13 protein-coding genes are annotated in these 12,895 nt (G+C 64.6%); 5 read left to right on the top strand and 8 right to left on the bottom strand.

All coding sequences use genetic code 11. From position 1 onward, the window contains the following. Positions 1–25: 25 nt before the first annotated feature. The 5 genes from ACW7G6_RS03780 to ACW7G6_RS03760 are packed head-to-tail and all read right to left on the bottom strand — an operon-like array spanning position 26 to position 3,277. The gene (locus ACW7G6_RS03780; RefSeq protein WP_456997565.1) at positions 26–652 is read right to left on the bottom strand and encodes a DUF2884 family protein; all 627 of its coding nucleotides are present in this window, start codon (positions 650–652) and stop codon (positions 26–28) included. Between the two features lie 40 nt (positions 653–692). Continuing rightward, positions 693–1,754: a hypothetical protein gene (locus tag ACW7G6_RS03775; RefSeq protein WP_456979533.1), complete on the bottom strand. Its 1,062-nt coding sequence runs from the start codon at positions 1,752–1,754 to the stop codon at positions 693–695. Beyond that, complete coding sequence (locus ACW7G6_RS03770; protein ID WP_456997564.1) at positions 1,751–2,662, bottom strand: ABC transporter ATP-binding protein; 912 nt, start codon at positions 2,660–2,662, stop codon at positions 1,751–1,753. Before ACW7G6_RS03770 ends, ACW7G6_RS03775 begins: the two co-directional genes overlap by 4 nt. Continuing rightward, positions 2,659–3,033 carry a GntR family transcriptional regulator gene (locus ACW7G6_RS03765; protein ID WP_456979531.1) on the bottom strand — a complete coding sequence of 125 codons (375 nt, stop codon included), beginning with the start codon at positions 3,031–3,033 and terminating at the stop codon, positions 2,659–2,661. Before ACW7G6_RS03765 ends, ACW7G6_RS03770 begins: the two co-directional genes overlap by 4 nt. Before the next feature lie 4 nt (positions 3,034–3,037). After that, positions 3,038–3,277, bottom strand: a complete 240-nt coding sequence (locus ACW7G6_RS03760) for a hypothetical protein (RefSeq protein WP_456979530.1) — start codon at positions 3,275–3,277, stop codon at positions 3,038–3,040. Between the two features lie 195 nt (positions 3,278–3,472). Here ACW7G6_RS03760 and ACW7G6_RS03755 point away from each other — a divergent pair, with 195 nt between their 5' ends. The 5 genes from ACW7G6_RS03755 (at position 3,473) to ACW7G6_RS03735 (ending at position 7,788) form a co-directional block, all read left to right on the top strand. Further along, positions 3,473–4,441 (top strand): FKBP-type peptidyl-prolyl cis-trans isomerase N-terminal domain-containing protein, encoded by a 969-nt coding sequence (locus tag ACW7G6_RS03755; RefSeq protein ID WP_456997563.1) that lies wholly within the window; start codon positions 3,473–3,475, stop codon positions 4,439–4,441. Between the two features lie 126 nt (positions 4,442–4,567). After that, on the top strand, positions 4,568–5,353 hold the full coding sequence (locus tag ACW7G6_RS03750) for an FKBP-type peptidyl-prolyl cis-trans isomerase (RefSeq protein WP_456997562.1): 786 nt from the start codon (positions 4,568–4,570) through the stop codon (positions 5,351–5,353). A 45-nt stretch (positions 5,354–5,398) separates the two neighbouring features. After that, positions 5,399–6,778 carry a UDP-glucose dehydrogenase family protein gene (locus ACW7G6_RS03745; RefSeq protein ID WP_456997561.1) on the top strand — a complete coding sequence of 460 codons (1,380 nt, stop codon included), beginning with the start codon at positions 5,399–5,401 and terminating at the stop codon, positions 6,776–6,778. Next, complete coding sequence (locus tag ACW7G6_RS03740; RefSeq protein ID WP_456997560.1) at positions 6,775–7,014, top strand: SlyX family protein; 240 nt, start codon at positions 6,775–6,777, stop codon at positions 7,012–7,014. Before ACW7G6_RS03745 ends, ACW7G6_RS03740 begins: the two co-directional genes overlap by 4 nt. Before the next feature lie 39 nt (positions 7,015–7,053). Further along, the gene (locus ACW7G6_RS03735) at positions 7,054–7,788 is read left to right on the top strand and encodes a DUF2058 domain-containing protein (RefSeq protein ID WP_456997559.1); all 735 of its coding nucleotides are present in this window, start codon (positions 7,054–7,056) and stop codon (positions 7,786–7,788) included. A gap of 179 nt (positions 7,789–7,967) precedes the next feature. On the opposite strand, the gene metH is transcribed toward ACW7G6_RS03735, so the two are convergent. Genes metH through ACW7G6_RS03720 form a run of 3 tightly spaced genes read right to left on the bottom strand, consistent with a single transcriptional unit; the run spans position 7,968 to position 12,783 of the window. After that, positions 7,968–10,658, bottom strand: a complete 2,691-nt coding sequence (metH, locus tag ACW7G6_RS03730) for a methionine synthase (protein ID WP_456997558.1) — start codon at positions 10,656–10,658, stop codon at positions 7,968–7,970. Between the two features lie 20 nt (positions 10,659–10,678). Continuing rightward, positions 10,679–11,785, bottom strand: coding sequence for a homocysteine S-methyltransferase family protein (locus ACW7G6_RS03725; RefSeq protein ID WP_456997557.1), 1,107 nt, complete (start codon positions 11,783–11,785; stop codon positions 10,679–10,681). After that, complete coding sequence (locus ACW7G6_RS03720) at positions 11,782–12,783, bottom strand: ArsR/SmtB family transcription factor (protein WP_456979523.1); 1,002 nt, start codon at positions 12,781–12,783, stop codon at positions 11,782–11,784. The genes ACW7G6_RS03725 and ACW7G6_RS03720 overlap by 4 nt, the downstream gene beginning before the upstream one ends. Positions 12,784–12,895: the final 112 nt, after the last annotated feature.

The raw sequence follows: 12,895 nt of genomic DNA, 5'->3' as shown, positions 1-12,895 counted from the left end.
GTGGGGATGGAAGACAGGGCGGGCTTCATTGGGTGCTGAAGTGGCCGTCGCCGTCGCGGCAGTCGTCAATGTCGGCCTGGGTGATGTCGGCGTACGGAGCGAACTCCGGCAGCGACGCGGCCAGTAGCTGCTCGGTCTGCATCAAGGCGGGCATCCGTCCGCACAGCTCGGTCACTGCCTGCTGCGCGATCTTTTCCGCCTTGGCCTCGATTTTGGCCGACACCTTGTCGGTGTTGCCGGACAACACGCTGGCAAAGACCTCGCCGATCGCATCGGTGGCCAGGCTCGCGCCTTGCATGCCGATGGCAGCACCGGTCTCGGCCATGTAGGCAATCTGGCCCCGGTATTCCAGCAGCAATGCGCGCTGCTCGGCGGTGATGTCGACCGGACGGCCGTCGATCAGCAGGTCGCCCTGGGGCGTGATCTCGGCGGGCGTTTCGCCGTTGTCGGCGATGTCGATGTTCTCGGTGGCCATCGCCTCGCGTACTTCCCGGGAGACGCCCTGCATCTCCTTTTGGATCTCCGAGCTGACTTCGGCGAATACGCCGGTCGTGGATTGCGTCGGCTCTTGCGCCGGCTCGTCCTTGCCGCACGCGCTCAACCAGGGCGTGCACGCGAGCAGAACCAGGGTTGGAAGAAGTTTTCTGTTCATGTCAGGTCTCGGCAGGTGATGGATTGCGACGTGTTCATGGTCAGCCTTCATCGCGCCAGCGGCGCAGGCGGATCGCGGCGAAGATCATGACCGCGCCGGCGATCACGCCGATCCACAACCCGGGCATGGACAGGCTGGACAGGACGCTCTGCGCGGAGAAGGCATGCAACAACGCCTGGGCGCCGTCCGGCCCGGAAACATCGAGCACATTGTTGCGATAAGCCAGGTCGATACCGGGGATCGTGCCCAGCAACATGCGGCTCACGATGCTGGACCAGAACCACGAGCTGTCCAGGTCGAACAGTTCCATCAGGTCGAACCAGCTGACGAAGATGCCCGCGAACAGCGGAATCATGATGGCCCACAGGAACGGCTTGGTGCGGGCCCATGCCGAGCACAGCAACAGCCAGCCGACGGTCGGCATCGCCCACAAGGCGTAGACGGGCAGGGCGGCGAACAGGCTTGCGCTGACCGACAACGGGTTGGCCGGTCCCCACAACAGGGTGATCGGGTTTCCGCCGTGCAGCAGCACCAGCGCGCTCACCAGCACCATGAACCCGACCATCGTGGCAAACGCCATCACGATGGCCAGCAGCGGGGCGACGACCGTGGCGCTGACGACTTTGGACAACACTGTCTGGGTGTCGGACAGCGGCAGCGACTTCCAGAACAGGACGCTGCGATCCTTGCGGTCGTCATAAAGCGCGCCCAGGCAGTAGAAGAACACCACGAACGCCAACACGAGGAACGGCCAGAACGACGACAGCAGCAATGACAGGTCCAGTCCTTCGGCCAGTTGTTGCATGTGCCCGGCGTCGAGCTTGCCGGTCAGCGCGCCAATGTCCAGCCCGTTGACGACGATACCGCCGTCAATCGTCAGGTCGCCCCGGCCCAGGGCACGTCGAGCGGCGACCTCGGCGACGATGACCGCCATCAACGTCAACAACAACGAGATGCCACCGGCGATCAGCGGAGCCCAAAGGAATCCGCCCTTGTGTTCCCAGAACTCGCGCCGCAACAACAGCTTGAATTTATGGGTGGTGTGGGACGCCGCTACCGGCGGGTTGGGCCGGGCTGCTTGGGTTTGGACGACAGCGTTCATTCGTAGGTCCCCTTCATGGTGGCGACAAACAGGTCGGCCAGGCCCGGAGTGCGGGTCTCGCCGAGGCCGGCCAACTGCTCGCGTGGTACGCCGTCGAACAGCATCACGGTCTTGCCAAACGGCAGGGAGCGTTCATCCAGCGGCGTCAGCGCGCGGGCCGCATCGGCATGGTCGGCGTTGACCAGCACTTCGGTGAAGCGCTCGCCGACGGCGTCCATTTCGCTGCTCAACACGATCTTGCCGTCACTGATGAACATCACGTCGGTCAGGATGTGCTCGACTTCCTCGACCTGGTGGGTGGTGATCAGGATGGTCTTGTCCTCGTCGAAATAGTCCTCCAGCAAACGCTGGTAGAACTGCTTGCGGTACAGGATGTCCAGGCCCAGGGTCGGCTCGTCCAGGACCAGCAGCTTGGCATCGATCGCCATCACCAGGGCCAGGTGCAGCTGCACGATCATGCCCTTGGACATTTCACGCACGCGCATCTTCGGCGTGAGTTGGGTGCCTTTCAGGAAACGCTGGCAGCGGGCGCGATCGAAGCGCGGATGCACGCCAGCGACAAACTCGATCGCCTCGCGCACCCGGATCCAGCGCGGCAACACGGCAACGTCGGCGATGAAGCAGACATCGCGCATCAACTCGTCACGCGAGGTGCGGGGGTCGCGGCCGAGTACGGTCATCTGCCCCTCGAACGGGATCAGGCCGAGCATCGCCTTGAGTGCGGTGGTCTTGCCGGCGCCGTTGGGGCCGATCAGGCCGACGATGCGTCCGGCCGGGATCTCGAACGTGGTGTCGTCGAGGGCGAGCTTGTTCTTGTAGGCCTTGCGCAGGTTGCGTGCGCTGACCACGGTGCCGGCCGGCGTCGGCTCGGTCGTTGCCACAGTCGGGTGAAGGGATGAGGGGTTCATTGCGCTTTCTCCTTGGACAGACCTGCGCTCAGCAACTCTTCCGCACCCAGTCCCAGGCGCGCGATGCGCTCCAGCACCAGGGGCCATTCTTCGGTAAGAAAGCGATCCCGCTCGCTTGCCAGCAGTTTTTTTGCCGCACCTTCGGTCATGTACATGCCCAGACCCCTGCGTTTTTCGACGAGTGCCTCGTCCACCAACTCCTGGTAGGCGCGCGAGACGGTGATTGGATTGAGCTGGTACTCGGCGGCGACCTGCCTTACCGAGGGCAGGGCGTCGCCGGGCTTGAGCACGCCGTCGAGCATCATTGCCACGACGCGTTCTTTCAGCTGGCGATAGATCGGAGCGCCATCGCTCCATTGGAATGCGGTCATTGGGTCAACCCCGCGGGATAAATGAGAAATAAGGCATTGCGAACATCCGCAGGTGATTGGATTCGGTGGTGCTGGTACGCGACGCATCGCCGTCCGTCTGTACCGTGACGGCGGGATCGGGCGTTGACGTCGCGTTTTCCGACGCCTCCGGCTGCATCACCGGCGCCATGGCAATCAGTCCCGACACCAGCAACGCAGCACTGGCCGTCAGCGCGGGGAGCGTGTTGTGAAGCTTGCGGTTCATGGGACATTGCCTTTGGTCAGTCGGTGTTGTATGCAACTATAACACCAGAACACACCTTGTCAACAATGTTTTTCGGGAGGGGAGCGAGGATCCGTTTATCGTTCACGATTGCGGGTATCGTCTCCGGCCGCGACAATGGCGTCTTTGCGTCGCCACCTTCGCCACCATTCTTGCGATTCGACAGGAGCACACCGGATGACACCCTTCGTACGCGGCGTTGCCGTGTTTTTGACCACAGCGTCGCTGTCCTGTGTTGCGATGGTTTCCGCCACCACCGCCCATGCGCAGGGCGTCTCAACCCAGGATAACGCCGTGCTCAATACCGATCGCGAAAAAGCCAGTTACATGGTTGGCCATGACATTGCCCGCTCCATTACCCCGGCCGCACCGGACATCGACCTGACGGCATTCGAGCGCGCCATTGGCAATGCCTTCCAGGGCAAGGAGCCGCTGATCGACCAGGGCGAGGCGCAGGAGACCGGGCGCGCACTGATGATGCGTATCGCTTCGCGGGCAGGCAAGGCGCCGGCGGATGCGACGATCCCCGAGGTCGACAAGCAGAAGGTGGCGTACCTGGTCGGTGCCGATGTCGGCCGCTCGCTGGTGACGATCAAGGACGAGCTGGACCTGCCGGTGCTGCTGCAGGGCGTGCGCGCCACGTTCTCCGGTGAAACGTTGTTGCTGGACGAGGGCCAGCTCACCGGCGTGCGCGACGCGTTCGCGCAGCGGATGCAAGGTGAGATGGCGGCACGCACGGAGCTACAGGCAGGCGCCAACCAGGCTGACGGCGAGAAGTTTCTGGCCCAGAACAAGCAGGTCAAGGGGGTTTTCAGCACCCCGTCCGGCTTGCAATACATGGTCCTGCGCCAGGGCGCGGGCCCGCGGCCGAAGCCGACCGACCGGGTACAGGTCAACTACGAGGGCAAGCTGCTTGACGGCACGGTATTCGACAGCTCCTACGAGCGCGGCGAGCCGACCCAGTTTGGCCTGAACCAGGTGATTCCGGGTTGGACCGAGGGATTGGGCCTGATGCCGGTGGGTGCGAAGTACCGCTTCTGGATTCCAGGCAACCTGGCTTACGGCAGCCAGGGCACGCCCGGTGGTCCGATCGGCCCGAATGCGACCCTCGTGTTCGATGTCGAGTTGCAGTCGATCCTCGACTAGCGAACCAGGTATGACAACGCGGTTCGTCCGATGGGGCTCGTTCAGCCCCGGGGCGACACAGTACGACGCTTGCGCGCGTCGGCGACAACGCCGCCGGCGCCTTTTGACACCAGGAGTTACGACCCGATGATGCGATTTGCCCGTCCCGCCACAGCCCTGCTGGCCGCCGCCAGCCTGACCCTCGCCATTGCCGCGTGCCAGCCGGAGGACAAGACCACCGCCGAGACCGCTGACAAGGCCGCCGACGGCGCATCGGCTGAGACCCTGGAGATCAAGGGCCTGACCACCCAGAAGGACCAGGTCAGCTACATGATCGGCATGGACATGGCCAAGTCGCTGGAGCAGATCAAGGAAGAGATCGACGTCGACACGCTCGCAAAAGCGATCAAGACCCATCTGGATGGGGGGCAATCGCTGATGACCGATGAGCAGGCAAGTGAGGTTGCCACGGCGTTCGGCGAGCGCCTGCAGACGCAACGTGAGACGGAAGCTGCTGCCGCAGCAGAGAAGAACAAGACCGAGGGCACCGCATTCCTGGCCGCCAACGCCAAGAAGCCGGACGTCAAGACGACCGAGTCGGGCTTGCAGTATCAGGTGTTGACCGAGGGTACGGGTCCGAAACCGACCGTTGATGACCTGGTCAAGGTGCATTACAAGGGCACCTTGCTGGATGGCGAGACTTTCGACAGTTCCTACGATCGTGGTGAGCCGGCCGTCTTCCCGTTGCAGCAGGTGGTGCCGGGTTGGCAGGAGGGGATCGCATTGATGCCGGTGGGCAGCAAGTACCGCTTCTGGATTCCCGGTGAGCTGGGCTATGGCGCTACCGGCACCCCGGGTGGCCCGATTGGCCCGAACGCGGTGCTGGTGTTCGAGGTCGAGCTGCAGGAAATCGTCCAGGCACCGACCGAATAAGATGAGCCACCGCCGCTGCGGCAGCGGTGTCGAACGGGTGCGTATATGAAGATCAGTATTTTCGGGACCGGTTACGTCGGATTGGTAACTGGTACCTGCCTGGCGGAGGTGGGTCACGACGTGGTCTGCGTCGATATCGACCAGGCCAAGGTGGACGGGTTGAACCGCGGCGAGGTATCCATCTTCGAACCGGGCCTGACCCCGATGGTGCAAGCCAACCACGCGGCTGGGCGGCTCCAGTTCACCTCCAACGCGATCGGGGCGATTGCTCATGGCGAGGTGATATTCATCGCCGTGGGCACGCCGCCCGACGAGGATGGCAGCGCGGACCTGCAATACGTCCTGGCTGTGGCGGCGACCATCGGCCAGCACCTGTCGCAGTCGACGTTGGTGGTCGACAAGTCGACCGTCCCGGTAGGCACCGCGGACACCGTGCGCGCGGCGATCGCGGCCGAGTTGGACAAGCGCGGCGTCCGGATCGATTTCGAGGTTGTGTCCAATCCCGAGTTCCTGAAGGAAGGCGATGCCGTCAACGACTTCATGCGGCCGGACCGGATCATCCTGGGTACCGATGATCTCGATGCCGTGGAGAAGATGCGGCACCTGTATGCGCCTTTCGTGCGCAGCCGCGACCGCTTTGTCGTCATGGACGTGCGTTCGGCCGAGCTGACCAAGTACGCCTCCAACGCCATGCTGGCGACCAAGATTTCTTTCATGAACGAGATCGCCCACATCGCCGAACGGGTCGGTGCGGATGTCGAGATGGTGCGCCAGGGGATCGGGTCCGATCCGCGCATCGGCTGGCAGTTCATCTATCCCGGCGCCGGTTACGGCGGCTCGTGCTTTCCCAAGGATGTGCAGGCATTGGCCCGCACTGCCCACCAACATGGTCATGAGCCTCGGCTGCTGAATGCGGTCGAGAAGGTCAACGAGCGCCAGAAAGATCATCTTTTCGAGCTGATGCAGCGTCATTACGGCGATGCATTGGCGGGCAAGACCGTTGCGGTATGGGGATTGGCGTTCAAGCCCAATACCGACGACATGCGCGCCGCGCCCAGCCGTCGATTGCTGGAGCAGCTGTGGTCGGTCGGCGCGAAGGTGCAGGCGTTCGATCCCGAGGCGGCTGCCGAAACCCGCCGCATCTTCGGCGATCGCGAGGATCTGCTGCTGTGCGATTCGGAGTACGCCGCGTTGTCCGGTGCCGATGCGCTCGTGGTGGTGACCGAGTGGAAGCAGTTCCGCAGCCCGGACTTCTCCCGCCTCAGCGAGGAACTTGCCGACGCGGTCATTTTCGACGGACGCAACCTGTATCCGCCCGACGAAGTGGAAACGGCGGGTATCGCCTATTACGGTATCGGTCGTGGCCGCTCGATTCTGGCGGCGGGCGATCATGATGCCGGTCCGGCGGGCAGGGTGCCCCGATGAGCGATCGTCCTGGCACCATCGAGCAACGGCTGGTCGAGCTGGAAACGCGGCTGTCGTTCCAGGAGCACAGCATTGGCGAACTCAGCGATGCCCTCGCGGCGGCTCGCGACGAGGAGGCAGGCAATGCACTGCTATTGCATCGTGCGCTGCAGGAACTGAGGCAATTGCGGGTCTCGGTTGCCGCCAATCCGCTTTCGGCTGATCCGTCCAGCGAACCACCACCACCTCATTATTGAAGGCCGCGTCCCGGCTTCGCGCCGGACCCGACGACCCCTATGAACGACACTCTTCGCGATCAGCTGCTGGGGCTGGGCTTCAAGCCTGCGCCCGAACCCAAGCGTCCTGCGGGCAACCCGCGCGACGGCCGTCCGGATCGAAAAGCATCGGATGCCCGTGGCGGGCGGCACCCAGGTGCGCCGAACCGTTCGGGCACCGCCGCGAACCGGTCTGGGAAGCCGTCCAGTCCGCCTCCTTCCGGAGCAGCTCGTCCGGGAGCAGCCCGTCCGGGGCTTGGCCGGGCAGGGCAATCCCGTGGCGGGCAGGGCAAGCCAGGGCAAGGTAAGCCGGGCAACCCGCGCTCGCGCGAGGACATCGATCTGGCCAAGGCGTATGCGATCCGCGCCCAGCGCGAGAAAAACGAGCGCATCGCAGCGGAAAAAGCCAAGCAGGACGAAGCGCGCCTGCGGCGTGAGGCGCGCGCGAAGCTGGCCGAGTTGGTGAAAGGCAAGGCCCTCAATGCCGAAGCGGCGGACATCGCCCGGCACTTCCCCTACGGCGGCAAGATCAAGCGCATCCACGTCACTGCCGACCAGCTGAAGGCGCTGAATGCCGGTGAGCTGGGGGTGCTGCAGATGGACGGACGTTACCTGCTGGTTACCGCCGAGTTGCTGGCCCAGGCCGAAGAGGTCTTTGCGCCGTCGGTCGCACTGAAGGTCGATCCGGATGCGCCGGTTGCCGACGGTCCCTACGCCGATCCGCAGTACCAGGTGCCTGACGACCTGGTCTGGTGATCCTCCCGGCTGCGATTCGATCCATCTGCGGGGTGGCGGGGGCGCCGGGAACGAATGCCCTTGGGTGTGAATGTCCCCCGGCACCGATGGAGCCGGTGCCTCCTCCTTTATTTCACACCCAAGGGCATTCGCACCCGTCGTTCCAGCGTGGTGGTGGTTCCAGGCGCGCGGGCCCGTCCTCATTCCGGATCGTAGTCTAGGTTCGATGCCAGCCAGCGTTCGGCCTGGGCCAGGTCGACGCCCTTGCGGCGGGCGTAATCGACTGCCTGTTCCTTGGACACCCGGCCGACCACGAAGTACTGGCTGCGCGGGTGGCTGAAGTAGAAGCCAGAGACCGCCGCGGCCGGCGTCATCGCGAAATTTTCGGTCAAGGTCATGCCGGCGTTGGTGGTCGGGTCGAGCAGCCGGAAGATCGTTGCTTTTTCGCTGTGCTCGGGACAGGCCGGGTAGCCGGGGGCGGGGCGGATGCCGAGGTATTTCTCGTCGATCAGCGCCTCGGCATCGAGTGACTCATCCGGCGCGTAGCCCCAGAACTCGGTGCGCACCCGCTGGTGGAGTCGCTCCGCCAGGGTTTCGGCGAGACGATCGGCGAGCGCCTTGAGCAGGATCGCGTTGTAGTCGTCGTGGTCGGCCTCGAAGCGCTGGATATGCGGCTCGATTCCGATCCCGGCGGTCACCGCGAACGCGCCGATCCAGTCCTGCTTGCCGCTGTCTTGCGGGGCGATGAAATCGGCCAGGCAGAAATCCGGGCGCTCAACGGGCTTGTCGACTTGCTGGCGCAGGCAATGGATCGTTTCCGGCTTGCCATCGACCTGGGCGACGATGTCGTCGCCATCACTGTTGGCTGGCCATAGTCCGAACACGGCCTTCGCGGTCAGCCATTTCTCGTCGATGATGCGCTTGAGCATCGCCTGCGCATCGCGGAACAGGTCGCTGGCAGACGCACCGACGACCTCGTCGGTGAGGATGGCCGGGTAGCGGCCCGCGAGTTCCCAAGCCTGGAAGAACGGGGTCCAGTCGATCAACTCAACCAGTTCGGTCAACGGGTAGTCGTCGAATACATGCAGGCCGGGCTGTTTCGGTGCGGGTGGGGTGTAGTCGTCCCAGCCACCCTGGAAACGCTGGCTGCGCGCCTTGTCCAGCGATACCAACCGTTTGCCGCTGCCGCGCTTGCGATGGCGTTCGCGGATCTCCGCGTAATCGGACGCAGTGGTGGCCACGAACGCGTCCCGCTTATCGACGCTGATCATGGTCTGGACCACGCCGACCGCGCGCGAGGCATCCTTCACCCAGATCGTGGCCGGCTTGTAGAACGGGTCGATCTTCAGCGCGGTGTGCGCCCGCGAGGTGGTCGCACCGCCAATCAACAGCGGCATGGTGAAGCCCTGGCGCTGCATCTCGCGGGCGACGTGGCCCATTTCCTCCAGCGACGGGGTGATCAGGCCGGACAGGCCGATCATGTCGGCGTTCTCGGCGATGGCGCGGTCCAGGATGACCTGCGAAGGCACCATCACGCCCAGGTCGATCACCTCGAAGTTGTTGCACGCCAGCACCACGCCGACGATGTTCTTGCCGATGTCGTGGACGTCGCCCTTGACCGTCGCCATCACGATCTTGCCGTTGGTCTTGCCGGTGTCGCCGGTGCGCAGCTTCTCAGCCTCGATGAAGGGCAGCAGATAGGCCACGGCCTTCTTCATCACCCGCGCCGACTTGACCACCTGCGGCAGGAACATCTTGCCGGCGCCGAACAGGTCACCGACCACGTTCATGCCATCCATCAAGGCGCCTTCGATCACGTCCAGCGGGCGAGTGGCTTCGGCGCGCGCCTGTTCGGTGTCCTCGACGATCCACTGGTCGATGCCCTGCACCAGCGAATGGCTCAGCCGCGCGCGCACCGGTTGCTCGCGCCAGGACAGGTCCTCGACCCGCTTCTCGCCCTTCTTGCCGCGATAGCGTTCGGCCAGCGCCAGCAGCGTTTCGGTGGCCTCCGGATTGCGGTTGAGTACCACGTCCTCGACCGCATGACGAAGCTCGGCGTCGAGGGTGTCGTACAGCGGCAGCGCGCCGGCGTTGACGATGCCCATGTCCATGCCGGCCTTGATAGCGTGGTACAGGAACACGACGTGGATGGCCTGGCGCACCAGCTCGTTGCCGCGGAACGAGAAGCTGACGTTGGAGACGCCGCCGGAGATGTGGCTGTATGGGAAACGGCGCTTGATCTCACGGGCGGCTTCGATGAAGGCGACCCCGTAGTCGTTGTGCTCCTCGATGCCGGTGGCGATCGCGAAGACGTTGGGATCGAAGATGATGTCCTCGGGTGGGAATCCGACCTGCTCGGTCAGCAGTTGGTAGGCGCGCGAACAGATATCGACCTTGCGCTGCACGGTGTCGCCCTGACCCTCCTCGTCGAACGCCATTACCACCACGGCCGCGCCGTAGCGACGCACCAGCCGCGCATGGCGCAGGAACTCGTCCTCGCCTTCCTTCATCGAGATCGAGTTGACGATGCCCTTGCCCTGCAGGCACTTCAGGCCGGCCTCGATCACGCTCCATTTGGAGCTGTCGACCATCACCGGGATGCGGGCAATGTCGGGCTCGGCGGCAATCAGGTTGAGGTAGGTGACCATCGCCTGCTCGGAATCCAGCAGGCCCTCGTCCATGTTGACGTCCAGCACCTGGGCGCCGTTTTCGACCTGCTGCCGGGCGACGGCGACCGCCTCGTCGAAGCGGTCGTCCTTGATCAGTTTCTTGAACTGCGCGCTGCCGGTAACGTTGGTGCGTTCACCGACGTTGATGAAGTTGCTTTGCGGCGTGATCGTCAGCGGTTCCAGGCCGCTGAGGCGGGTCTGGCGGGCGATGGTGGGGTTCATTCCAGATGCCTCGTGGGTGGTCATGCCGGGACGGCCGCGTCGGCCAGGCTCGGCAGCCGCCGCGGCGCAACGCCGCGCACGGCCTCGACGATCGCGGCGATGTGGGCCGGCGTGGTGCCGCAACAGCCGCCTACCAGGTTCAACAATCCGGAGCGGGCAAACTCGCCCAGCATCCCGGCCATGTCTTCGGGCGTCTGGTCGTAACCGCCGAACGCATTCGGCAGCCCGGCATTGGGGTGGGCGCTGACGCAGGTGTCTGCGATCCGCGACAAGGTATCGACGTGCGGCCGGAGCTCCTTGGCGCCCAGGGCGCAATTCAAGCCGATGGACAGCGGTTCGGCGTGGCGCAACGAGTACCAGAATGCTTCGGCGGTCTGGCCCGAGAGCGTGCGCCCGGAGGCATCGGTAATCGTGCCCGACACCATCACCGGCAGGCGGGCGCGGCGGGCCTCGAATGCCTCGGCAATCGCAAACAGTGCGGCCTTGGCGTTGAGTGTGTCGAACACCGTTTCCACCATCAATACGTCCGCGCCGCCGTCGATCAGGCCATCGGTGGCTTCGCGATAGGCCATCCGCAGATCGTCGAAGCTGACCGCGCGGAATCCGGGACGATTGACGTCCGGGCTCAATGACGCGGTGCGACTGGTCGGTCCGATTACGCCGATCACGAAGCGGGGCTGGCCCGGTGTCTTCACCTCGGCGGCGTCGCAGGCGTCACGGGCCAGGCGCGCGCCGGTCTCGTTCAGCTCGCGGGCAAGGTGCTGCAGGCCGTAGTCACCCAGCGACGTGGTGGTCGAGTTGAAGGTATTGGTCTCGACCAGGTCGGCGCCGGCGTCGAGGTACTCGACATGGATCGCGCGGATGAGGTCCGGTCGGGTCAGGCTCAGCAGGTCATTGTTGCCGCGTTGGTCGCGAACGCAGCCGCAATCGGGGCTGTGGGCGTGGCTGTCGATCGAGTGATCGCGGTCGAAGCCCTCGACGAAACGCTCGCCGCGGTAGTCGGCTTCCTCCAATCGGTGTTGCTGGATCATCGTCCCCATCGCCCCGTCGATCACCAGGATGCGTTCTTGCAACATCCGTTGCAGGGTTTCAGCGCGGTCGGGGTTGAGCCAGGGCAGGGTTGTCATCGCGTTGTCTCGCTGGGCTGACGTTTGGCGGGCGTGGTGGTTCTGGGCGACTTGGATTTTTTCCCGTCGGCAGGCTTTCGTCCCAGCAACGCAATCACTTCGAAATGTGGCGGGCGGCGCTCTCGGGTCACTGATTCGCAGCTCTCGATCGTGAAGCCGGCCTTGCTCGCGAACCGGCTCAGCTCCTTCTCGCTGAAACCCAGATTGACGTGGCCATAGGCGTCCACCACCGAGCGATGCTCGTGGCTGGCCAGGCTGGTCAGCAACAGCCGACCGTTGGGACGCAGCACCCGCGCGGCCTCGGTGACGGCGTGGGCGGGATGATCGGCGTAGGTCAGTGCGTGCATCAGTACCACCAGGTCGAAGCTGGCATCGGCAAACGGGAGTTCGTGCATGTCGCCTTCCTGCACCTCCACGTTCTCAAGCCTGCGCAGCCTTTCGGAGGCGGCAAGCACCACTTTGGTGCTGGAGTCCAGACAGACGTAGCGATTGGAGTGCGGCGCCAGCAGTTCGGCCAGGACGCCATCGCCGGAAGCGACGTCGAGCACGTCGCCGGGCTCCAGCAGCGGCAACGCGGAACGTGCCATGGCCTCCCAGGTCCGGCCCGGCGAGTAATGGCGCTCCATGTCACCGGCCACGGTATCGGCCCAGTTCTGGTCGGCCGCGCGCATCGCCAGCACATCCGCAACCCGTTCCGCGTCCTGCCGCAGCAGCGGGTCGTCGCTGCCCTCACGCAGGGTCGTCCACAACGCGCGTTGCGCCGGGTCCAAAGCCGGTCCGTCGAACCGGTAATACGCCGACACCCCGGCGCGGCGATCACGCACCAGGCCGGCTTCCTTGAGCTTGGCCAGGTGGGTGGAAACGCGCGGCTGTGCCAGCCGGGTGATGGCCGACAGTTCAGCGACAGTCAGCTCCTCGCTCTCCAGCAGCGCCAGCAGGCGCACCCGGGTGGCGTCGGCAAATACCTTGAGGCGTGATGACCAGCCTTCCAGATCCATACGTATGCACCTATCGCGATATAGCGATAAGTTTGCTTCCGGGGCGGGGCCCGGGTCAAGCACGGCACGCGTCGACGGGTTCGGTCGCGGGTTCGGTTAATTCTCGCGCAGG

The sequence above is a fragment of the Lysobacter sp. A421 genome, assembly GCF_054052145.1.
The sequence above is the reverse complement of the archived record's forward strand: the minus strand, read 5'-3'. Positions and strand labels throughout refer to the sequence as shown.

Excerpts from the sequence above, each read along its gene's own strand:
- ACW7G6_RS03780 (WP_456997565.1), bottom strand. The coding sequence starts at position 652 with ATGAACAGAAAACTTCTTCCAACCCTGGTTCTGCTCGCGTGCACGCCC.
- ACW7G6_RS03775 (WP_456979533.1), bottom strand. The coding sequence starts at position 1,754 with ATGAACGCTGTCGTCCAAACCCAAGCAGCCCGGCCCAACCCGCCGGTA.
- ACW7G6_RS03770 (WP_456997564.1), bottom strand. The coding sequence starts at position 2,662 with ATGAACCCCTCATCCCTTCACCCGACTGTGGCAACGACCGAGCCGACG.
- ACW7G6_RS03765 (WP_456979531.1), bottom strand. The coding sequence starts at position 3,033 with ATGACCGCATTCCAATGGAGCGATGGCGCTCCGATCTATCGCCAGCTG.
- ACW7G6_RS03760 (WP_456979530.1), bottom strand. The coding sequence starts at position 3,277 with ATGAACCGCAAGCTTCACAACACGCTCCCCGCGCTGACGGCCAGTGCT.
- ACW7G6_RS03755 (WP_456997563.1), top strand. The coding sequence starts at position 3,473 with ATGACACCCTTCGTACGCGGCGTTGCCGTGTTTTTGACCACAGCGTCG.
- ACW7G6_RS03750 (WP_456997562.1), top strand. The coding sequence starts at position 4,568 with ATGATGCGATTTGCCCGTCCCGCCACAGCCCTGCTGGCCGCCGCCAGC.
- ACW7G6_RS03745 (WP_456997561.1), top strand. The coding sequence starts at position 5,399 with ATGAAGATCAGTATTTTCGGGACCGGTTACGTCGGATTGGTAACTGGT.
- ACW7G6_RS03740 (WP_456997560.1), top strand. The coding sequence starts at position 6,775 with ATGAGCGATCGTCCTGGCACCATCGAGCAACGGCTGGTCGAGCTGGAA.
- ACW7G6_RS03735 (WP_456997559.1), top strand. The coding sequence starts at position 7,054 with ATGAACGACACTCTTCGCGATCAGCTGCTGGGGCTGGGCTTCAAGCCT.
- metH (WP_456997558.1), bottom strand. The coding sequence starts at position 10,658 with ATGAACCCCACCATCGCCCGCCAGACCCGCCTCAGCGGCCTGGAACCG.
- ACW7G6_RS03725 (WP_456997557.1), bottom strand. The coding sequence starts at position 11,785 with ATGACAACCCTGCCCTGGCTCAACCCCGACCGCGCTGAAACCCTGCAA.
- ACW7G6_RS03720 (WP_456979523.1), bottom strand. The coding sequence starts at position 12,783 with ATGGATCTGGAAGGCTGGTCATCACGCCTCAAGGTATTTGCCGACGCC.